Source organism: Aeromicrobium sp. UC242_57, assembly GCF_044452305.1.
In the GTDB taxonomy this organism is placed as follows: Bacteria; Actinomycetota; Actinomycetes; order Propionibacteriales; family Nocardioidaceae; genus Aeromicrobium.
Genome location: NZ_JBIOAM010000003.1, coordinates 860,303 through 879,621, shown reverse-complemented (window position 1 = coordinate 879,621; position 19,319 = coordinate 860,303). Strand labels below are relative to the sequence as shown.

The 19,319-nt window shown below is 69.6% G+C and carries 21 protein-coding genes and 5 pseudogenes; 13 read left to right on the top strand and 13 right to left on the bottom strand.

Annotated features, from left to right (window positions below):
• Positions 1-229 precede the first annotated feature (229 nt).
• From ACHMWU_RS15510 to ACHMWU_RS15480, 7 genes and pseudogenes are all read left to right on the top strand, one after another.
• A complete protein-coding gene (locus ACHMWU_RS15510) occupies positions 230-847 on the top strand; it encodes a glycosyltransferase family 4 protein (RefSeq protein ID WP_396044968.1) in 618 nt (205 codons plus the stop codon).
• Positions 786-1,214: pseudogene (locus ACHMWU_RS15505) on the top strand (glycosyltransferase); the annotation flags it as partial. The gene ACHMWU_RS15510 and the pseudogene ACHMWU_RS15505, both read left to right, overlap by 62 nt.
• Before the next feature lie 388 nt (positions 1,215-1,602).
• Positions 1,603-1,683: pseudogene (locus ACHMWU_RS15500) on the top strand (hypothetical protein); the annotation flags it as partial.
• Between the two features lie 232 nt (positions 1,684-1,915).
• Entirely contained in the window at positions 1,916-2,041 is a 126-nt protein-coding gene (locus ACHMWU_RS15495; protein ID WP_396047012.1) for a hypothetical protein, read from the top strand.
• Between the two features lie 159 nt (positions 2,042-2,200).
• Positions 2,201-2,932 carry a hypothetical protein gene (locus ACHMWU_RS15490; protein WP_396044966.1) on the top strand — a complete coding sequence of 244 codons (732 nt, stop codon included), beginning with the start codon at positions 2,201-2,203 and terminating at the stop codon, positions 2,930-2,932.
• A gap of 253 nt (positions 2,933-3,185) precedes the next feature.
• Positions 3,186-3,419, top strand: a complete 234-nt coding sequence (locus ACHMWU_RS15485; RefSeq protein ID WP_396044964.1) for a hypothetical protein — start codon at positions 3,186-3,188, stop codon at positions 3,417-3,419.
• Positions 3,364-3,642, top strand: a pseudogene (locus ACHMWU_RS15480) (class I SAM-dependent methyltransferase); the annotation flags it as partial. The gene ACHMWU_RS15485 and the pseudogene ACHMWU_RS15480, both read left to right, overlap by 56 nt.
• 389 nt (positions 3,643-4,031) lie before the next feature.
• On the opposite strand, the pseudogene ACHMWU_RS15475 reads toward ACHMWU_RS15480, so the two are convergent.
• The 3 genes and pseudogenes from ACHMWU_RS15475 to ACHMWU_RS15465 all read right to left on the bottom strand — a co-directional run bounded on the left by ACHMWU_RS15475 (position 4,032) and on the right by ACHMWU_RS15465 (position 6,707).
• A pseudogene (locus tag ACHMWU_RS15475) lies at positions 4,032-4,811 on the bottom strand (enoyl-CoA hydratase/isomerase family protein).
• Positions 4,812-4,965: 154 nt separating this feature from the next.
• On the bottom strand, positions 4,966-6,180 hold the full coding sequence (locus ACHMWU_RS15470; protein WP_396044962.1) for an MFS transporter: 1,215 nt from the start codon (positions 6,178-6,180) through the stop codon (positions 4,966-4,968).
• Positions 6,180-6,707, bottom strand: coding sequence for an ArsR/SmtB family transcription factor (locus ACHMWU_RS15465; protein ID WP_396044960.1), 528 nt, complete (start codon positions 6,705-6,707; stop codon positions 6,180-6,182). The genes ACHMWU_RS15470 and ACHMWU_RS15465 overlap by 1 nt, the downstream gene beginning before the upstream one ends.
• A gap of 131 nt (positions 6,708-6,838) precedes the next feature.
• Between ACHMWU_RS15465 and ACHMWU_RS15460 the strand changes: the two are divergent.
• Positions 6,839-7,638 (top strand): annotated as a pseudogene (locus ACHMWU_RS15460) (S1C family serine protease); the annotation flags it as partial.
• The gene (locus ACHMWU_RS15455; RefSeq protein WP_396046803.1) at positions 7,625-7,975 is read left to right on the top strand and encodes a PDZ domain-containing protein; all 351 of its coding nucleotides are present in this window, start codon (positions 7,625-7,627) and stop codon (positions 7,973-7,975) included. The pseudogene ACHMWU_RS15460 and the gene ACHMWU_RS15455, both read left to right, overlap by 14 nt.
• Positions 7,976-8,072: 97 nt before the next feature.
• Here the strand turns inward: ACHMWU_RS15455 and ACHMWU_RS15450 are convergent, their stop codons facing one another.
• The 5 genes from ACHMWU_RS15450 to ACHMWU_RS15430 form a co-directional block, all read right to left on the bottom strand.
• Complete coding sequence (locus tag ACHMWU_RS15450) at positions 8,073-9,158, bottom strand: hypothetical protein (RefSeq protein ID WP_396044958.1); 1,086 nt, start codon at positions 9,156-9,158, stop codon at positions 8,073-8,075.
• Positions 9,092-9,754, bottom strand: a complete 663-nt coding sequence (locus tag ACHMWU_RS15445; protein WP_396044956.1) for a hypothetical protein — start codon at positions 9,752-9,754, stop codon at positions 9,092-9,094. Before ACHMWU_RS15445 ends, ACHMWU_RS15450 begins: the two co-directional genes overlap by 67 nt.
• Positions 9,751-10,248 carry a DUF4386 family protein gene (locus ACHMWU_RS15440; protein WP_396046801.1) on the bottom strand — a complete coding sequence of 166 codons (498 nt, stop codon included), beginning with the start codon at positions 10,246-10,248 and terminating at the stop codon, positions 9,751-9,753. Before ACHMWU_RS15440 ends, ACHMWU_RS15445 begins: the two co-directional genes overlap by 4 nt.
• Before the next feature lie 315 nt (positions 10,249-10,563).
• Positions 10,564-11,232 carry a response regulator gene (locus ACHMWU_RS15435; protein WP_396044954.1) on the bottom strand — a complete coding sequence of 223 codons (669 nt, stop codon included), beginning with the start codon at positions 11,230-11,232 and terminating at the stop codon, positions 10,564-10,566.
• Entirely contained in the window at positions 11,229-11,753 is a 525-nt protein-coding gene (locus ACHMWU_RS15430) for a sensor histidine kinase (RefSeq protein ID WP_396044952.1), read from the bottom strand. The genes ACHMWU_RS15435 and ACHMWU_RS15430 overlap by 4 nt, the downstream gene beginning before the upstream one ends.
• A gap of 168 nt (positions 11,754-11,921) precedes the next feature.
• On the opposite strand from ACHMWU_RS15430, the gene ACHMWU_RS15425 reads away from it, so the two are divergent.
• On the top strand, positions 11,922-12,080 hold the full coding sequence (locus ACHMWU_RS15425) for a hypothetical protein (protein ID WP_396044950.1): 159 nt from the start codon (positions 11,922-11,924) through the stop codon (positions 12,078-12,080).
• A 283-nt stretch (positions 12,081-12,363) separates the two neighbouring features.
• On the opposite strand, the gene ACHMWU_RS15420 is transcribed toward ACHMWU_RS15425, so the two are convergent.
• The 3 genes from ACHMWU_RS15420 to ACHMWU_RS15410 form a co-directional block, all read right to left on the bottom strand.
• The gene (locus tag ACHMWU_RS15420) at positions 12,364-13,209 is read right to left on the bottom strand and encodes a hypothetical protein (RefSeq protein WP_396044948.1); all 846 of its coding nucleotides are present in this window, start codon (positions 13,207-13,209) and stop codon (positions 12,364-12,366) included.
• 189 nt (positions 13,210-13,398) lie between these two features.
• Positions 13,399-15,468: a glycoside hydrolase family 18 protein gene (locus ACHMWU_RS15415; RefSeq protein ID WP_396044946.1), complete on the bottom strand. Its 2,070-nt coding sequence runs from the start codon at positions 15,466-15,468 to the stop codon at positions 13,399-13,401.
• Between the two features lie 43 nt (positions 15,469-15,511).
• Positions 15,512-15,856, bottom strand: coding sequence for a hypothetical protein (locus ACHMWU_RS15410; RefSeq protein ID WP_396044944.1), 345 nt, complete (start codon positions 15,854-15,856; stop codon positions 15,512-15,514).
• 130 nt (positions 15,857-15,986) lie between these two features.
• Between ACHMWU_RS15410 and ACHMWU_RS15405 the strand changes: the two genes are divergently transcribed.
• Positions 15,987-16,328: a hypothetical protein gene (locus ACHMWU_RS15405; protein ID WP_396044942.1), complete on the top strand. Its 342-nt coding sequence runs from the start codon at positions 15,987-15,989 to the stop codon at positions 16,326-16,328.
• A 7-nt stretch (positions 16,329-16,335) separates the two neighbouring features.
• Here ACHMWU_RS15405 and ACHMWU_RS15400 read toward each other — a convergent pair whose 3' ends face one another.
• Complete coding sequence (locus ACHMWU_RS15400; RefSeq protein WP_396044940.1) at positions 16,336-16,851, bottom strand: bifunctional adenosylcobinamide kinase/adenosylcobinamide-phosphate guanylyltransferase; 516 nt, start codon at positions 16,849-16,851, stop codon at positions 16,336-16,338.
• Positions 16,751-17,434: a 2'-5' RNA ligase family protein gene (locus ACHMWU_RS15395; protein ID WP_396044938.1), complete on the bottom strand. Its 684-nt coding sequence runs from the start codon at positions 17,432-17,434 to the stop codon at positions 16,751-16,753. The genes ACHMWU_RS15400 and ACHMWU_RS15395 overlap by 101 nt, the downstream gene beginning before the upstream one ends.
• Positions 17,435-17,587: 153 nt before the next feature.
• Here ACHMWU_RS15395 and ACHMWU_RS15390 point away from each other — a divergent pair, with 153 nt between their 5' ends.
• Positions 17,588-18,049 (top strand): hypothetical protein, encoded by a 462-nt coding sequence (locus ACHMWU_RS15390; RefSeq protein WP_396044936.1) that lies wholly within the window; start codon positions 17,588-17,590, stop codon positions 18,047-18,049.
• The gene (locus tag ACHMWU_RS15385) at positions 18,009-19,280 is read left to right on the top strand and encodes a GAF domain-containing protein (RefSeq protein ID WP_396044934.1); all 1,272 of its coding nucleotides are present in this window, start codon (positions 18,009-18,011) and stop codon (positions 19,278-19,280) included. Before ACHMWU_RS15390 ends, ACHMWU_RS15385 begins: the two co-directional genes overlap by 41 nt.
• The last annotated feature ends 39 nt before the right edge of the window (positions 19,281-19,319 follow it).

Sequence of the window (19,319 nt, the reverse complement as noted above, 5' to 3'; positions counted from 1 at the left end):
GGCGGTGACACCGCGTCCAACGGGCTCAGGACGGGCCCAGGACGACGTGTGCTACCAAAGATCTCAACGAGTGACCTCGCCCGAGGTTCCGCGTCCCGGCGACTCCATACCGCCGGTGCGTTCTTTGTCCCGACGCGGCATGATGTAGCTCTACTGACGAGTAACCAAGGAGGCCGGGTGCGGATCGCATTGCTGTCGTACCGGAGCAAGGAGCACTGCGGCGGCCAAGGTGTTCTACGTCCGCTACCTGAGCGAGGGACTGGCCGAGCTCGGGCACGACGTCGAGGTGCTCTCCGGACAGCCCTACCCAGAAGACCTCGATCCTCGGGTCCGGCTGACCAAGGTGCCGTCGCTTGACCTCTACCGCGAGCCCGACCCGTTCCGCACCCCCAAGCTCCGCGAGTTCCGCAGCCTCACCGACGTCCTCGAGTACCTGGTGATGGCCACCGGCGGCTTCCCCGAGCCGCTCACGTTCAGCCTGCGCGCCAACCGGCTGCTGAAGCGGCGCTCCGACGACTTCGACATCATCCACGACAACCAGACGCTGGGCTACGGATTGCTGCCGATCCTGCGTCGCAGGCAGCCGCTGGTCGCGACCGTCCACCACCCGATCAGCCGTGATCGCAAGGTCGACCTCGCCGCCGCGACCACCTGGCGGCGCAAGTTCTCGGTCAGGCGCTGGTACGGGTTCGTGCCCATGCAGGCCAGGGTCGCCCGCCGCATACCGTTCATCGTCGCGGTCGCCGGCGCATCGGCCGCCGACTCCGTGGCCGACTTCGACCTCGATGCCGACCGCATGCGCGCTCGTGCCGCCGGGCGTCGACACCGAGGTGTTCGCGCCATCTGAGCACCGGGTGCCCGGAAGGCTCGTCGCGATCGCCAGCGCCGACCGACCGTTGAAGGGCATCGTCCACCTGCTGGAAGCCGTCGCCAAGCCTGCGCACCGAGCACGACGTCGAGCTCCAGCTCGTGTTGAACCTCGAGCCGGGCGGGCCCACGGAGCGGCGCATCGCCGAGCTCGGCATCGGAGATGCGGTGCACGTCGTCAGTGGCATCAGCGACGACGAGCGGCCGCGCTGCTGGCCTCCGCCGAGATCATGTGCGTGCCGTCGCTCTATGAGGGCTTCTCCCTGCCCACCGTCGAGGCGATGTCGTGCGGCACCCCGGTCGTGGCCAGCCGGGCCGGCGCCCTGCCGGAGGTCGTCGGCGACGACGGGCAGTGCGCCATCCTGGTCGAGCCCGGCGACGTCGAGGCTCTCGCGGCGGCCGTGCGCGGCTGCTCGAGTCGTCCGAGAAGCGGGCCCGCCTCGGGGCGGCCGGACGCCAGCGCGCACTCGAGCGGTACAGCTGGAAGTCCGTCGCCGAAGCCACCACCGCCGTCTACGCCGAAGCCATCCACCGCCTCCAGAGGAACCCGCATGCTGACCGTTGACTTCGACCGCCTTCGCGTCGGTCGCCGCACCCGCTTCATCGACGTCGGCGCCGGCGCCGGCCGCCACTCGTACGAGGCGCTGCGCCGCGGCGCTGACGTCATCGCGTACGACATGGACGAGGTCGAGCTCAAGGGCGTCGACGACATGTTCGGCGCGATGCAGGAAGTCGGTGAGGTTCCGCCCCGGCGGCACGGCCAGCGTGCAGGTCGGCGACATCGGCGACATGCCGTACGCCGACGGTGCCTTCGACGTCGTGCTGGCCTCCGAGATCCTCGAGCACGTTCCGGCGATCGAGCAGGCGATCTCCGAGCCTCGTCCGCATCACCGCGCCGGGCGGCATCTTGGCGATCACGGTTCCCCGCTGGCTGCCCGAACGTATCTGCTGGGCGCTCTCCGACGAGTACCACGCCAACGAGGGCGGGCACATCCGCATCTTCAAGGCCGATGCCCTGCAGGCCCAGGTCGAGGCTCACGGCCTGACCATGACGCACCGCGATCACGCGCATGCGCTGCACTCCCCCTACTGGTGGCTCAAGTGCGCGGTCGGCGTCAACCGCGAGCAGCACCCCCTCGTCCGGGCGTACCACCGGCCGTTGGTGTGGACATGACGAAGGCACCCGCCGCGACCCGGTTGGCCGAACGCGCGCTGAACCCGCTGATCGGCAAGAGCGTGGCCCTCTACTTCGCCAAGCCGTTCTGACCATGCAGGTGCCCTCGGTCTCCGGATCCTGACCGTCGATCAGGTCGTCCAGACCGCCGACTCGATCGTGGCAGCCCGCCTGCCGTCCGGCGCGATCCCCTGGCACGACGGCGGTCACACCGATCCGTGGGATCACGTGCAGGGCGCAATGGGTCTCGCTGCCGCGGGACGCATCCGGGAGGCTGAGCGCGCTTACACGTGGTCGCGGGACAACCAGCGTGCCGACGGATCGTGGGCGATCAAGTATCGCGACCAGGTCGTCGAGGACGAGAACACCGACTCCAACTTCTGCGCCTACCTCGCGACCGGCGCTGTGGCACCACTGGCTCGTCACGGCCGACCGCGGCTTCGTCGAGCGATGTGGCCGACGGTCGAGCGAGCTCTCGACGCGGCGCTGACGATGCAACGTCCTGACGGCGCGGTCGACTGGGCGTCGGCCGGTGGCGTGTCGCTGCCGGAGGCACTCGTGACCGGCAACGCCAGCATCCACTTCAGCCTGCGCTGCGGCCTCGGGCTCGCGGACGTCGTGGGCCAGAACCGGGCCGACTGGGAGCTCGCGGCCGCCCGGCTGCGCCATGCGCTCGACGACCATCCCGCTTCTACACGGCCAAGCCGACCCACGCGATGGACTGGCACCACCCCGTGCTGGGCGGAGCGATGGCGCTGGCCGACGCCGAGGCGAAGATCGACTCGCGCTGGGACGACTTCGTCGTCGACGGCCTCGGTTCGCGATGCGTGTCGACCAATCCGTGGGTCACCGGCGCCGAGACGTGTGAGCTGGCGCTGGCACTCGACGTGATCGGTCGAGCCGACGCCGCCCGCGAGCAGCTCGCGGCGATGCAGCACCTGCGTGAGGATGATGGCTCGGTACTGGACCGGTCTGGTCTACGACGAAGACGTGCGCTGGCCGGTCGAGCAGACGACGTGGACCGGCGCCACGGTGATCCTGGCGGCCGATGCCCTGTCGCGCACGACCCGCGGCAACGGACTGTTCCGCGGCGAGGGCCTGCCTCGCTGCGACTGGAAGGTGGACGACGAATGCCCGCAGCGCTGTGACCACTCCCGAAGAGGCACTGCCCGACAAGCTGGTCCGGCTCATCGACGAGACGAGGGGCTTCATGCCCGCCGACGAGGGCCTGGCTCTGCACGCGGCAGCGCTCGACTACCTGGCCGGTGGGGTCGCGGTCGAGATCGGGACGTACTGCGGCAAGTCGTCGATCTACCTCGGTCATGCCGCGTCGGTGCGGCTCGTCGGTCGTGACGATCGATCACCACCGCGGTTCTGAGGAGCAGCAGGTCGGCTGGGAGTATCACGACCCGTCGCTCGTCGACCCCGAGGTCGGTCTGATCGACACCCTGCCGTTCGCCCGCCAGGTGATCGCCCGGGCCGGACTGGAGCAGACCGTGACGGCGTTCGTCGGCCGCTCCAGCGAGATCGCCGCGTGGTGGCGGCTGCCGCTCGACCTGGTGTTCGTCGACGGCGGGCACACCGAGGAGGCCGCCCAGGGAGACTTCCACGGCTGGTCGCCCTGGGTCAGGGTCGGTGGGGCGCTGGTGATCCACGACGTGTTCCCTGATCCGGCCGACGGAGGTCAGGCGCCGTACCGGATCTACCGCGAGGCGCTCGACAGCGGCGAGTTCGTGGAGACTCTCCGTGACCGGTTCGCTCCGCGTGCTGGAACGGGTCCGCCACCCGCCTGCTGGCGGATCCACAACCTCATACCTCCGCCCCGACCCCGGCGCGGTGGTTTATCAACCTCAAAACGTCGAATGCAGTTGATAAACCACCGACCCGGCGCGATGACGTTGCAGAACCACCGCCCCGGCGCGATGACGTTGCAGAACCACCGCCCCGGCGCGATGACGTTGCAGAACCACCGCCCCCCGGGGGCCGTGGATCAAGAGCCGCTGAAGGTGGCCTTGCCGGGACCGTTCTCGACGAACGAGTTCATGCCCGCGGTCCGATCGGCCGTGGCGAAGAGCCCCGAGAACTCGACCCGTTCGATCTCGAGACCGGTCTGCAGATCGACCTCGAAGCCGCGGTCGACGGCGTTCTTGGCTGCCCGCAGGGCCAGGGCCGGGGCCGCCGACGAACTGCGCAGCCCATTCCACGGCCTTGGCGTAGACCTCGTCAGCCGGGTGGACCTGGTCGACCAGTCCGATCTCCAGCGCCTCGGCCGCACCGATGAACCGGCCCGTGAAGATCAGGTCCTTGGCCTTGGCCTGGACCGACCAGCCGGGCCAGACGCTGGGTGCCGCCAGCACCGGGGATGATGCCGAGCAGGATCTCCGGCTGGCCGCTTGGCGTTGTCGGCCGCGAACCGGACGTCGGTCGACATCGCGACCTCGCAGCCGCCGCCCAGGGCGAAGCCGGTGATGGCCGAGACGGTGGGCTTGCCGATCGCGGCGATGTCGCGCGTGAACGCCTGCAGCAGATCAGCCCGCTTGACCATCTCGCCGTGGGTCAGGACGGCCATCTCCTTGACGTCGGCGCCAGCCGCGAAGACCCGCTCGCCGCCGTAGACGACGACTGCTGCGATGTCGTCGCGCTCATCGGCCTCGCGTGCGGCAGCGGACAGCTCCGCCTGCACCTGGGAGTCGATTGCGTTCATCTTCGGCCGGTCGAGCCGGATCGTCGCCACGCCGTCGCTGACCTCAAGTCGTACGAACTCGCCCACACCGTTCTCCAGACCCACTGTGTCCTCCAAGACTCGTCGGCGACCGCTGTCGCCGTCCGCGACCGAGCATAGGACCCTTCACCGCAGGGGCCGCCGGGCTGGTCGGCTCTCAGACCCGGGAACCGGCAGGTCGCGCTGCTCACGGGGGTCCCGCTCACGCACCAGGAACAACGGTGCCGCCAAGGCCAGGACCACTCCGCCCACGATGATCGCCGTACCGGTCGAGGCACCCGTCGCGATCGCGCCCAGCACGATGGCGCCGATGGATCCGCCCGGCTGCATCAGCATCGACGCCAACGAGAGCACAGTGGCGCGGTGCTCGTTGTCGACCTGCTCGTGCAGCAATGTCGCAGATCGCCCCGGATGCCGAGTGCAGTGCGTACGTGGCGAGCAGCCCCGCCACCAGGCCGATCGGTCCCAGGGCCAGGCCCATCGCGACGACGGTGCCGCCCTGCAGGATGCGCAGGGCGACTGACACCTGCACGAGACTCCACCGGCGCAGCAGCAATGGCACCGCCGCGGCGCCGACGGCCGACATCCCCCACGCTGCGGCCGTGACCGGGCCCATCACGGCGGCAGCGTGGTCGCGGTCGCCGAGCAGCTCTGCGAGCCTGATCGGCATCAGTGTCTCGAAGGCGATCATCCCGAAGCCCCAGAACAGCTCCACCATGACGAGCGCCAGCAGGACCCGCGAGCGCGTCAGGAGCCGTGCGCCTGCCAGGATCACGCCCGGCGTCCCGACGACTGAGGCGATCAACCCTGCCGTGCGGCCGCTTCGGTCTTCGTCCATCAGGACTGCAACCGCGATCACCTGCAACAGCGCTATGGCAGCGGCGATCCAGTACGGGACCGCCAAAGACTCGGACCGACCGAACGGCGAGACCGAGATCAGCACGCCTGACAGCACCGCGCCGAGTGCGATCGACACGCCGACTGTGCTGGCGTAGCGCGAGAGCCCGCGCGCAACGGTGCCGGACCGGTCGACGACGGTGCGGTCGTCGTGCACCGAGTCGACGAACCAGGCGTTGAGCGGTCCGCTGTCGAGTGCTCGGAACACGCCCGACAGGGCAGTTGCGACGATGAACGCGGTCAGGGTCTGAGCCAGCGCGAAGGCGACGTAGCTCGCGGCGGCGGCGAGCCCGGCGGCGATCACGACCGGTTTGCGGCCCAGCGCATCCGAGAGTCCCCCGGTCGGCAGCTCGAGGAAGAGCACGACGACTCCCTGCACGGCGAACGCCACGCCCAGCTCTGCCACGCTCAGTCCTCTGTCGAGCGGCAGCAGCGCGACGACGGGGACGATCAGCCCGGTCGGCAGCCAGCGCAGTGCCGCGAGCAGCAGGAACCGGGTCTGGACCGTTGCGCCCCGCATCAGACGGCGGTCTGCGGCAGGGTCAGCAGGTGCAGCGCGAGGTGCTCGGAACCGCCGCGGTGGGAGTAGCCCGCGATGACGGCGTCGAGGTCGGTCAGCAGCTGTTCGACGTCGTCGGGGTCGAGGCGTAGGTCGTAGTCGCTGTGCCCAAGCCATTCATGGTGCTCGGTCCAGGCCTCGAGCCCTTCACGCAGGTGCTGCTCCTGGCGCCGGCGAATCACGTCGACGTACTCACGACCGCCGTCGAGGTCGGCCAGCGATGCCGGGAACGAGGTGGCGTCGTGCAGCGCCATCCAACGCCGTTCACGGCGCGAGGCCTGCTCGGGCGCATCGGCGACGAAGCCGAAGCGCTCGAGCTGGCGCAGGTGGTACGACGTCGCACCACTGGACTCCCCCAGCGCACGCCCCAGCTCGGATGCTGTCGCGGGGCCGGATGTGCGCAGGCGACCCAGCAGGGACAGTCGCAATGGGTGCGAGACGGCCTTGAGGGTCTCGAGGTCCTCGACGATCTTGCGGGTACGGGTCACCCTCCCACCCTAGATTGCAAAGAAGTCTTTGCATAGGCTGCCGCCAGTCATGCCGACCTACCGGCTGACTCACAGCCGGCCCCCAGGATCGCCGACTTCTCTGGAGACATCCCCACCACCGAGGAGTCACCATGACTGAGCAGCACAGCACCGTCGTCGTCCGTCACCGCCCCCGTCGACGACTTGTCGTGGCCGGTGTCGCGGCGTGTGCCATCGGTGTCAGCGCGGCCGCCCTGGGCTCCCACACCGGAGCCTCGGCCGAACCGGCGCTCGCCACGCAGCTCGCCGGGCCGCAGAGCCCCTTCACGGGAGGATTCGGCGGGCCCGACCTGACGACCACCGGCGCCGATCAGACTGAATCCACCGATGCGACGGACGCCCAGGAGACCGGCCTGGTCTACATCACCACGACCCTCGACTACGGCTCCGGGCAGGCAGCCGGAACCGGGATGATCCTGACGTCGGACGGCACGATCCTGACCAACCACCACGTCGTCGAAGGCGCCACCACGATCGAGGTCGAGGTCGTCTCGACCGGCCAGACCTACACCGCAGACGTCGAAGGCTACGACTCCACGCACGACGTCGCGGTCCTGCGCTCGAGAACGCCTCTGGCCTGACCCCGGTCACGACCGACACGTCGGACGACATCGCTGTCGGCGACGCCGTGACTGGCGTGGGGAATGCCAACGGCGACGGCGGGGCAGCCAGCGCGTCGCCCGGCACCGTCCTCGCGCTGGACCAGTCGATCACGGTCGCGGACGAGCAGGACGGCGGTGCCACGACCCTTGCTGGCCTCATCGCGGTCGATGCCGACATCATCTCGGGCGATTCTGGCGGAGCCCTGTATGACTCCGACGGTGAGGTCATCGGGATGAACACCGCGGCGTCCAGCGGGGTTGCCGACGTCACGGGCTATGCCGTCCCGATCGCCCAGGCGCTCGCCATCGTCGACCAGATCGAGACCGGGGCGACCTCCGCCGACGTGCAGATCGGCAACCGGGGCTACCTCGGCATCGAGCTTGTCCTCCCAGGTCACTGGCGCCTACGTCGCGGGCGTGGTCAGCGGCTCGGCTGCCCAGAGCGCCGGGCTGACGACAGGCAGCACCGTCACGTCGTTGAACGGCATCTCGATCGTGTCGGCCGACGCGCTTTCAGCGGCGGTCGCCGGCCTGGGCGAGGGTGACCGGGTCACGGTCGCCTGGACTGACTCGTCGGGTCAGGCGCACACCGAGACGGTGACACTCGGGGACGGTCCGGTCGGCTGATCCCTCGACGCCGTGGCGGTGCGACAGCGTCCACCCAGAGGTGAGCACTGGACGCTGTCGCACCGCCCTGGTCGGGGCGGGTTGGTCGAGGGCGGACCTACCGCACCCGCACCTTCGCCGTAACAACTGTCTTCGCCGCGACCACCGCCGATCCGGAGTAGACGACCTTGTAGCGCACCTTCGAGCGAGGTTGACGGCTCAGGTTGACCGTGACCCGGCCGCCCCGCACCGTCTTGTTGCGGGCCACGACCTTCGCGCCGCGCCAGATGGTGACCTTGCCTGTCGGGGTCACTCCGGATGCCGCCACCTTGACCGACACCCGCAGCCGCGCCTTGCCACGAGCCCTGGCTGTCGCCTTCACGGTTGCCGCAGCCTTCGAGACAGCCGCCGTCGAAGCTGAACGCGACTCCGCATCTGGTCGTCGCGCCGACTGGGCCACGACTCGCAGGGTGATCCGACGCCCGATGTCGGCGGCCCCGAGCCGGTACGACGTCGACGAGGCACCGCCGATCGGCACACCGTCGCGCAGCCACGTGTAGGCGAGCCGATCGGCCGGGCCGGAGAACAGCGGAGGATCCGAGGCCAGTGTCCGCCCGACGATCGCGGGACCGCGCACCGTCGTGGGACGCTCCACGGTCAACGGGGCGAGCACCGCCGCGGTGGGGCCGGTGAACTGGCGCACCGGTTCGTGTGCGGCACGCTCGAGCACGACTCCGGCCGACAACGTCGTACCTGCGTCGGTCGGCGTCACGACGTAGGTCGAGGCGTTGGCCCCGACGATGGCCCCGCCGTTGCGGTACCACTGGTACGTCGTGGTGGTCGGCGCCGGAGCCAGGGTCGGCAACCCCAACGACAGGCGTTGACCGATCACCGCATCGCCACGGACCGCCAGCGTGCCGGTCACGTCGAAGACACGAGGCTGGACAGCCGCCGTAGGCGTCGAGGTCGCCTCGACATCACGGAAGAACTCCTTCTTGGCGGTGACTCGCACTGTCATGACGTGACCGATGTCGGCATCGGTCAACGTGTACGACCCGCCGGAGCCAACCGGAGTTCCCGCACGGAACCACTGTGCCGTCACGCTGGCCTCGGGTGCGAACGTGCCGCCGGTGTACGTCAGGGTCGAACCGGCCCGGACAGTGCCGACGATGCGTGGCGCCTCCGTGCTGCGCAGCGGGCCCATGACCTGGTAGCCAGGAGCCTGGTGCGCACGTTTCCGACCATGTCCTCGGCCCGGACCGTCTCACGCACCACACCGAGGGTCGAGCTCGGGATCAGCTGCCCGGACGCTCTGGGAGCGGTGCACGACTTCACCTGGGTCAGGTCCTCGGCGCACGAGTACGTGAACGGGACCTCCGCCCCCTGACCCAGGACGATGGTGTCGGGCAGCGAACCGAAGCTGATGGTGGGCGCGTCCGGGTCGATGCCGACGCCGTACTTGGCTTCCGCCGTGCCTCCAAACAGGTCGGTGGCCCGGAAGACGTAGTTCGTCGCGCCGCGCTCGGACACCTCGAACGATGTGCCTCCCGCGTCGAAGTGCCCGTCGTCGACGACACCGCCTGGCCGCTTCCGGCTCCAGGTCAAGATGGCCAGGGGAAAGGTCGACCGCGCCTTGACCTGGATCGTGACGGGACGTCGGTACCAGCCTTCCCAAGCGCCATCGGGTGCCTGCACGTCGATGACCGGCTCGTTGGCGGCGTACGCCGGTGTCGTGTGGACCACCTGCACCAACGGTGCCATCAGCAACGCCGCCGGAAGCGCCCAGAGCCCAGGTCTCACAGCTCGACCTGCGTGATCGCGCTGCGACCGACGGCCAGCCAGATGCCGGCGATGAAGATGCCGAGCGCGATCATGAACGGCAGCCCGGGAACCCCGGTGACCGCGACGGCCAGGAGAAGTCCGGCCGCCATCAGACCCGCACCCGCCCCCAGCACCTTCGACACGAGACGTTCACGGAACGCCATGTACGCCAGGCCGAAGGCCGAGGCGAGTGCCGGGACCCACGCGAAGTACGGCCCGAAGTCGTGGATCATGTACAGCACGTAGAGGCCCTGGTCGTCGTAGGTGTTGGCCTCGCCGGCGCCGTGCAGGTAGTTGCCCAACGCGCCCTTCCAGCCGTACACCAGCGCCAAGGCTCCGGCGGCGGAGACGATGCCGAACGTCACGATGCTCGCGCCGACCGACCACGGGTAGCGTCGTTCGACCCGATGGCGCCACACCGCAGCAGCGACGATCAGGACGACGACACACAGGTAGCCGGTCAGGCCGCCGATCCGAAAACGGCATGTGGTCGAGCACCTTGATCGCGTCCGCCGTGATGGGGTACGCGTAGTCGCTGCTGGCGTCGATCCGCTCGTCGGTGACGAGGGTCGAGATCAGACCCAGCAGACCAGCAGCAGAGATCCACAGCGGCCAGGGAGCGAAACGGCGTCCGCGCTCAGCGGCGGACGGATTGCTGATGACGTCTGAGCCGCAGACATGGCAGAACTTCTTTTCTCTCGGGGTGCGGCGTGCTGCCGCCCGACCGTGATGGTCGGCACCGTCGAGACTCGGTGGCCCGGTGTCCCGGTCACCAGTGCGAGTTGTCCTCAATCCACCGGCCGGTCGGCACCCAGGCCGTCCTGCTGTGCCCGGATCATCAGCTGCGGACGCCCCTCGATGTCGAGCTTCGCGGCGATCCCGTAGACGTAGTTGCGCACGGTCTTGCTGCTCAGCACGAGACGCCGCGCGATCGTCGCGTTGTCGAGGCCGCGAGCCACCAGGTCGAGGACCTCGCGCTCACGGTCGGTCAGCTCGGGGAACGGCCGCACGCCCTTGGTCCGCGCGCCGGTCAGGTACGTCGCGGCGCGTTGCGCGACCTGCGGGCCCAGCAGGACCTCGCCGTTGGCGACCGCGCGCACGGCCCGTTCGATCTCGTCGGGGCTGGCCCCCTTGAGCAGATAGCCTCGCGCTCCTGCCCGGATCGAGGCGAACAACGAGTCGTCGTCACCCAGCATCGTCACGACGAGCACCCCCACCCGCGGGTGGGCGCGCAGGATGTCGCGGGTTGCCTCGACACCTGAGGTGGCGCCCAGGTCGAGGTCCATCAGCACGACATCGGGCAGCTGCTCGCCGACGACGCGCACCGCCGCGTCGAGGTCCTCGGCCTGCCCGACGACGTCGATGCCGTCCAGCGAGGCGAGCAGTGCCGCCATCCCGATGCGGAACACCGGATGGTCGTCGACCACCACGACCCGCACCACATCTTGCTCAGTCATGGCAGCACCACCTTGATCGTCGTCCCGTTCTCGCTGTCCGACACTGTCAGCTCGCCACCGAGCTCGGTGGCGCGTTCCTTCATCGACGTCATCCCGATACCGGGCTGGTCCTGCGCGCTGAGTCCGCGCCCGTCGTCCGACACCGTCAGGACCACCTGCCCGGACGACTCGTGCAGCACGCACACGACGCACTCACGCGCGCCCGAGTGCCGAAAGGCATTGAACACTGCCTCGGCGGCGATGTGGTAGATCGCGATCTGGCGCCGCGTGTCGATCCCGTCGGCCTGCGGGGCGTCGATCCGCACGCCGAGCCGGGTGTCTCCGAACGTCTTCGCCAGGACCTCCAGCGCGTCGACGAGGCGGCCGTGGTCGAGCGCTGGCGGCAGGATGGCCCGGGCGATGCCCCGCAGATCGTCCGACCGCTGGGCGAGCTCGTCCTGCAGCTTGCTGGTACGGCTGGGCGTCTCCCGGCCGGATCTCCGGATTGTTGTTGCTGATCGCGGCCAGCGCGAGGCTCGCACCGGCGAGGGCCGGGCCCAGGCCGTCGTGCAGCCGCGGCGCAGCAGCCGACGTTCCTCGTGCCGGACGTCGAGGATCCGGGTGCGGGCTGCGTCGAGCTGTTCATTGACCTGGGCGAAGCTCGAGGGTGATCGCCACGAGCCCGGGAGAGCTGCTCCAGGACGCGGAGCGTGCGCGGGTCGAGCCGCTCGCCGTGGTGCGGCGACACCTCCATCGTGCCGACCTCACGTCCCTGGATCAGCAGCGGCACCGCCACGATCCTGACATCTCGGTCACCGGCCGCGGCCGACATCGCCCCGGCGCCCTGGCTCGACTCGACGCCGACGTAGGCGAGCCGCATGCTGTGCCGCAGGCCTTCGGCCAGGCTGGCCAGGCTGGAGCGGCCGAGTCCTTCACGGCGCAGGTCGGAACCGAGCCGCGACAACAGCACCTCAGGATCGGTCGCGGCCCCGTAGATCAGTCGATCGACGAGTCCCTGCATCCACCGCCGCACCGGTGTCACGGCCAGGGCCAGGGCTGCCGCCACGACGACGCCCAGGTCATCGCGGTTGAGGGGAAACAGCCGACCGGCCAGCCACACGAGTCCGAGGTACGCCGCGACGACCGTGGCCGTCAGCAGACCCGCACACCGTGGCCCGCGACACCGCGACGTCCATCCCCCCACCGCGGCTGCCGCACGACCAGGACCATGACGGCGGCAGCCAGCATGATCTGCGCAGCCATGAGCGACGCTGCAGCGATGCTGAGCAGCGGGCCGTCGAGGCTCAACCCCACTTCGAACGCGATGTAGGACACCGCGACGAGAGCGACGCTGAAGATGACCCAGGCCAGGCCGAGCCGGTCCTGCGCGCTGGCTCGCCAGTAGCGGACCACGAGGTACACCGCGCCGGCGAGCGCGTACAAGAAGTAGAACGGGATGATCCAGGAATCCGCGGCGTAGGCCCACTGGGAGACCTCACGGGACGGCGCCAGCGGATTGCGCGGCGCTCCGGGGGTCTGCACGAGCATGCGGCTGATGAAGGCGAACGCCGTCAGGAGCACCCCGAGCACGGCGGCGCACCGCACCGGGATGCTGCGCGCCGGCCACTCGAGGGTCCACGGGAGCACGAGCAGGGCGCCCAGCGCGCCGATGACCCAGGCGGCCGCCGTCAGCTGCACGACGAATGCGTGGCCAGGCAGACCGCTGTGCACGACACCCAACGCCGAGTACTGCAGTCCGAGCGCACTGACTCCGAAGCCCATCGCGACGGCCGCCAGGATCCAGCCGACCGGATGCCGGGTCCGTGCCAGCACGAAGGCGCTGACCGGACCGTAGATCCCGGCGATGAGGACATCGGGCCAGAAGAAGGCTCGATGGATCTGGAAGGCGGCGTCGACATCTTCACCCCACGACAGCAGGCCGCACACGATGCCTGCCGCAACCAGGCCCCACGCAAGGATCCAGACGGCCGGTGCCACGATGCGACCTGTCCGGTCGTTCGCCGGTGCGTCGAGGGTCCTGCCCACCAGTGCCACCCCTGCCACGCTCCTGTCCGACCCGAGTAGGCCCGGCCGAGCGCCGTCGACCGAGTGCCGTCGACCGAGTATCGCGCAGGAAACGGCCCGAATGGGCGGGTTCTCGTCCCGAAGTCTTGGGCACCGCGGCAGTCAGGACCCCTTGATGAACGCCTTCTTGACGGCCTCCAGAAGCGGATTGCTGCGACTGGACGGCAGCCACCCGTAGTTGAGCGTCCAGATGATCGTGCCGCCGACGCCCGAGTCCTTGACCCACTGGCCCTTCGCAGCGATCGACCGCGCGTCCTCGTACGACAGGAAGCCAGCCGGGTTCGCACGCCGGTCGTTGGCCGGCACGTATCCCTTGCTCCCGTAGGTCCGGTACGTCGACTGTGCGGGTTCGTCCCACTTCGGGGCCCCGTGCCGCAGATAGCCCTTGCGGACCAGCTCGGAGTACGCCAGCGCGACGTCATTGACCTCGTAGATGCGTTCACGGTCGGTCTCCTGGCGAGGTCCGGTGACGCGTGGACCGAAGTAGATGCCGTAGAAGCCGATGCCGATCCCGAGACGGCTGCGAGGAACCCCGCTGCGGACGTACGCCGCGATGCTGCTCTCGATGTCGACCGGGGTGCGAGGGCCAGCACCGGTGAGTGCGCCGGAGAACCACGACAGCCAGCCGGCGCCCGACCAGGTCGTCCCGATCCCGTACGACATCAGGTTGTACTGGTCGACGAGGTTGGCGACCTCGGCCTGCCACGGCTCGACCTTGCCGTCGGTCAGGAAGTTGGTGTTGACGGGGTAGCCGGGAAACGTCACGAGCACGGGTGTGCTGCGGTAGCGCTCGCGCGTCGCGGCTTCGGCCCGGATGTCGACGAGCAGGGCCAGCAGACGTCGCTGCGCCTCGTGCGCCGTGACTGGTGCCGCGTTCGTGGCCTCTCCACAGCCCCGTGCCCCGTCGAGGCAGTTCTCCCAGTCGACGTCGACTCCGTCGTAGTCGTGCTCGACCAGGTAGTCCACGACCCGGTCGACGAACTGCGCCCTGACCGCGTCGTCGGACGACAGCACGAACCCGGCACCGTCGTTGCCGTCGCCACCCAGCATCAGCAACGCCTTGGCTCCTGCGTCGTGCGCCTTCTTGACCAGGTAGTCCTCGACGCTTCGTGTGCCGTCGGGTGACAGGTGCGGGTCGTGGGCGGTCCCGGCGGCCTCCACGACGGTGCCGGCTCGCCCCCCGATCGAGCCGGCACCGGGCGCCACTCGCCCGAAGACGAAATGGGTCATCGCGGACATGTCGACGTGCTCGGGCGGGTACATCTGGTCCCAGAACCAGCCCGCGTAGTAGCCCGTGACCCACGGGTCGTCGGCCGGCGACGTGACCGACGTCGTGCGGCTCGCGGTGCCACGCGCGGCCGCACCACGCCACGCGGGCGTGACCGCCCGGTAGGTCGAGGTGCTCTGCTGGGCGATCTTGAACGACGCACGGCCATGCGCGTCCTGGACGGAGGTGGCGATCGTGGTCCACGCGCCGTCGACCAGCTGGTGCAGGGCCACCGGACGTCCGGGTCGCGCGGGCGAGAACGTGGCCTGGGCGCCCACCCGTCGCCCCTCGACCACGGCCGAAGGGAGCGTCAACGTCGCCCGCTGAGGTGCGACGGCGTAGCGCCGGGTCGTGGAGACCCTTGCGGCCAGCACCTTGCCGTGGACGCGGGTGCGCGGCGCGACGACCCGGTAGCCCGCCGAGTGATGAGGCATCGTGACGACGAAGGTGTAACGGCCCCGCGACGTCGTGCGCGACGCCACGACTCGGGTCCACCGCTTGTGCAGGAAGCGCTCCAGCACGACCGGACGCTTTCCGCGGGAGGCCAGCTTGCCCGAGATCGACACCTTCTCCCCCGCGATGACCGTCGACGTCGCACTGGCAGCGACGGACGGGGCCGGCACGGTGACGACCGCGCCGATCATGGCCATCGAGGCGACGAGCAGCAGCGGGTGTGCGGGGCGCCATCGTGGTGGTGTCATGGTCATCCTGTTCTCTCGATCTCCGGCAGCTCCGGCAGTCCCGGCAGCTCCGATCGTGGAACGGGTGACTGGGGTCTGGCTGGGGCGGCACCGCGCTGCCCCTGCCTCGACAGTTCCGGTCCCGGTGCCCGGTGCACCAGAGCCGGGTGTCCTGGTCGGGCAGGACATCTCGTGCGCCACGGCTCCGAGATAGCCTGGTGCCATGACCGTCACCCTCCGCGACGACGACCTCACGCTCGAGCCCACGTCAGGATCGCCGGAGTTCACCGGGTTCTCGATCGTGCTGGCCGGTGAGCGCGTCGGCACCGTGGCGATCAAGCACGAGAAGGCCGACATCGCCTCGATCAGGTGGAACTCTCGGCTCGAGAAGTCCTTCCTGGTCGCGCGCGCTCTGCGCCTGGCGACCAACTACGCGTTCACGACGCTGGGCATCAACCGGATCGAGGTGCGGCTGTCGGTCGACGACACGTCCGACGTCCGCGCTGCGTCGATCGGCGGTCTGCGACGCGAAGGCGTCCTGCGGATGCCCGACGGGCAGCCCGACCAGGTCCTCATGGCCCGACTGGCCGGAGATGCTCCGTCCAACAGCCACGAAGGTTTCACCGCGATCCTCAATGCCGGGCTGCCGACCAAGCGCGTCATCAGCCAGGGGCTGCTGCGGGACGAGAACGGCAGGGTACTGCTGTGCGAGCTGACCTACAAGCCTGAGTGGGATCTGCCCGGTGGAGTCGTCGAGGTCGGCGAGCCGCCGGCCCTCGGACTCGTGCGCGGAGCTGCAGGAAGAGCTCGGCATCACGGTCGAGGTCCGCGGACTCATCACGGTCAACTGGCTGCCCGCCTGGCGCGGCTGGGACGATGCGTGCATCTTCTTGTTCGACCTCGGAGTCGTCGACAGCCAGGTCACCGAGGGCATGACCTTGCAGGCGACCGAGATCAAGTCGGTCCGTTGGTGCGATCCGGCCACGGTGCGAGAGCGTGGCGCCGCAGCGGCGATCGAGCTGCTCGAGGCGGTTGCCGCTGGCAACCTGCCGACGTACCGCGAGGCCCCCAAGGCAGCGGAGTAGCCTGCGGTCAGCGAGTCGAGAGCACCAGCACGCGTCCGGCGATCACCAGGTGGACGTCATCGCACCCGGCGGCCACCTGCCGGTTGACGGTGCCGAGAAGGTCGCGGAACAACCGGCCCGACCGGTGGGACGGGATGACCCCGAGCCCGACCTCGTTGGTCACGAGCACGACCGGCGCCTCACGCTCGAGCGCCGCGACGAGCCGTTCGGTCGCTGCGCCGATGACCTCGGACAGGTGGTCCATCGGGGCTTCCCACAGGTCGTCCTGGTCGATCAACCGGCTGAGCCAGGTGCCCAGGCAGTCGATCAGCACGGCGTCGTCGGTGGCGCTGATCGCCTCGGCCAGGTCGATCGACTCGACGGTCCGCCATGACGCCGGTCGGCGTGCGCGGTGGCCGGCCAGCCGGTCGGCCCAGTCGGGATCAGGGTCGTCGGCCTCGGTCGGCCCGGCCGCGAACGTAGGTGACCGCCGGGACGTCGGCGAGGGCAGCTGCTCGGCGTGGTGGGACTTGCCCGAGCGCACGCCACCGGTCACCAGGATCTTCATGACTTGTTCCCCTCACGAGCATCGACGCCGAGCCGCCAGGTGCGCTGCACGTGACAGTGACCAGCCTGCCACCACTGCAGCTGCGCTGTTCGGCGCGGCAGGTCACGGGCACCAGGGCGCCGAGCCACTCGCGCACCTGGGCCACGTCGACACCGGGACCGACGGCATCGAGCGTCACGTGCGGGACGACATCGGCGAATCGTCCGCCGTACGGTGGATGGTCAGGGAAGCGCCGTGCCAGCTCGACCGTCATGCAGGCGAGCCGATCGGGCGGATCGGCGAGAAGGTGGATGATCCCGTCCGCGAACACCCCGAGCTCGGCCAGCGTGAGCTCGAAGGGCTCAACCGATCCCGCGTATGACGCCACGAGCGCGAGGTCGCGCTCCGACGGCTCCCTGACCCACGGGCCGAGCACCGTGACGTGCGCCTGCCCGAAGGCTGGGTCCTCGGCGAGGTACGCCGCGTCGTAGTGAGCCGTGCGGGCACGGACGAATGCGTCGAGCGCCGGGACGGGGATCGCGAGCACCGTGTGACCGTGGTCGACGTAGTCGCGCCCCATCGCCAGCCCCTGTCGTGCCGAAGTCGTGCCAGCGACCTTACCGAGGGGTCCTGCGGGGCCCGCTCACCCCCGTGACCAAGGTCCCGGTTTTCGGCGCCCTGGCGACACCCGCCGACGCTACTGTGGTCCGCGGGGGTCGACACAGGGAGAGCAATGGTGCAGTTCGACGATGCCACGACAGCCGGGCCACGACTCGCATTCGAGTCCTTGCTGGCCCAGCTCGTCGACCGGGCCGACGAGGTCATGGCCTCGCATGACCGCCTGCGCGAGCTCATCCGGGTCACGAACGACCTGACCAGCAACCTCGACCTGCCCACCGTGCTCCGCCGGATCGTCGAGATCGCCGTCGACCTGGTGCACGCGAAGTACGGGGCCCTCGGTGTCCTCGGTCCCGACCGCCGGCTCGAGCAGTTCATCCACGTCGGCACCGAGGAAGGCATCGCCCAGCACATCGGCCTGCTCCCCCAGGGCAAGGGCCTGCTCGGCGTGCTCAACGACGGTCCCCCACGCGGTGCGCCGCGACGAGATCTCCCACGACGCCCGCTCGGTCGGGTTCCCAGCCAACCACCCGGCGATGAACAGCTTCCTCGGCGTCCCGATCCGGGTCCGCGGTGAGCTCTTCGGCAACCTGTACCTGACCGAGCACCGGTCCGGGTCGTTCTCGGCCGACGACGAGGCACTCGCCAGCGCGCTCGCCGCCACCGCGGGCATCGCGATCGAGAACGCCCGCCTGTTCGAGGACGCGCTGTACCGGGAGAGATGGTCCACAGCCCTCGCCGCCACGGCCCGTCAGCTCGTCAACGACGACACCGAACCTCATCTCGACCGGCTCGTCGACCAGGTGCGCACCCTCGCCGACGCCGACCTGGTGAGCATCGCCCACCTGACCGCCGACCGAGAGGCCCTCAGCGTCGATCACGCCTCGGGCGTCGGCGCGGAGTCCATCATGACGCTGTCGTTTCCCATCAAGGGCACCGTGACAGGTCAGACGCTGCACACCGGCGAGCCCATGATCTACAGCGGGACACCCGCACCTGACCCCGGCACCTTCGACGAGCAGGGTCTGCTGCGTCACGCGATGGTCATCCCGTTCACGTTCAACAACTCGACTGCCGGAATCCTCAGCCTGGCCCGGTCGCAGGAGCGCGATCCGTTCAGCCCGCGCGACCTCGAGCTGGGCAAGTCGTTCGCGAGCCACATCAGCGTCTCGTTGGCTCGCGCGGACGCCCGCGACGCACACCGCAAGATCGCCTTGATGGAGGACCGGACGCGAATCGCCCGAGACCTGCACGATCACGTCATCCAGCGGCTGTTCGCGACGGCCCTGACCCTGCAGGCCGCCACCTCGACGGTCGATCCTCGGACGACACCACAGCTGCTGACCGCGCAGATCGCCGAGATCGACGGCGCGATCACGCAGATCCGGCAGAGCATCTTCTCGCTCCAGCAGGATGTCGGTGCAGTCGGCGCAGGCGTCAGGAGCCGCATCCTCGAGATCGTCGACCGCCTCCAGGACCAGCTCGTGTCGCGACCGCAGGTGAGCTTCCACGGTCCGGTCGACCTGATGGCCGACTCCGATGTCGCCGACGACATCACTGCCGTGGTCAACGAGGCGCTGTCGAATGTCGTGCGTCATGCCAATGCGACGACCGTCGACATCTCGGTCTCCGCCGCTGGCGGTGTCGTCAGCATCCTCGTGATCGACGACGGCGACGGGCTTGGCGACTCGCCGCGCCTCAGCGGGGTGCGCAACATGCGGTCGCGCGCCGAGGCCCGTGGCGGGTCCTTCGAGATCCGGGCCGTCCCCACGGGAGGCACCCGCGTCGACTGGTCCGTCCCGGCCTGACCTGCGGAGCGTGGTCGGGCTGTGTAGGGCCGGGCCGAA

Coding starts and splice junctions, on each gene's coding strand:
- ACHMWU_RS15495 (WP_396047012.1), top strand. CDS start 1,916: ATGACGCACCGCGATCACGCGCATGCGCTGCACTCCCCCTACTGGTGG.
- ACHMWU_RS15470 (WP_396044962.1), bottom strand. CDS start 6,180: ATGCGGGGCGCAACGGTCCAGACCCGGTTCCTGCTGCTCGCGGCACTG.
- ACHMWU_RS15455 (WP_396046803.1), top strand. CDS start 7,625: ATGCCGTCCCGATCGCCCAGGCGCTCGCCATCGTCGACCAGATCGAGA.
- ACHMWU_RS15450 (WP_396044958.1), bottom strand. CDS start 9,158: ATGGGCCCGCTGCGCAGCACGGAGGCGCCACGCATCGTCGGCACTGTC.
- ACHMWU_RS15435 (WP_396044954.1), bottom strand. CDS start 11,232: ATGACTGAGCAAGATGTGGTGCGGGTCGTGGTGGTCGACGACCATCCG.
- ACHMWU_RS15415 (WP_396044946.1), bottom strand. CDS start 15,468: ATGGCACCAGGCTATCTCGGAGCCGTGGCGCACGAGATGTCCTGCCCG.
- ACHMWU_RS15395 (WP_396044938.1), bottom strand. CDS start 17,434: ATGGGGCGCGACTACGTCGACCACGGTCACACGGTGCTCGCGATCCCC.
- ACHMWU_RS15390 (WP_396044936.1), top strand. CDS start 17,588: ATGGTGCAGTTCGACGATGCCACGACAGCCGGGCCACGACTCGCATTC.
- ACHMWU_RS15385 (WP_396044934.1), top strand. CDS start 18,009: ATGAACAGCTTCCTCGGCGTCCCGATCCGGGTCCGCGGTGAGCTCTTC.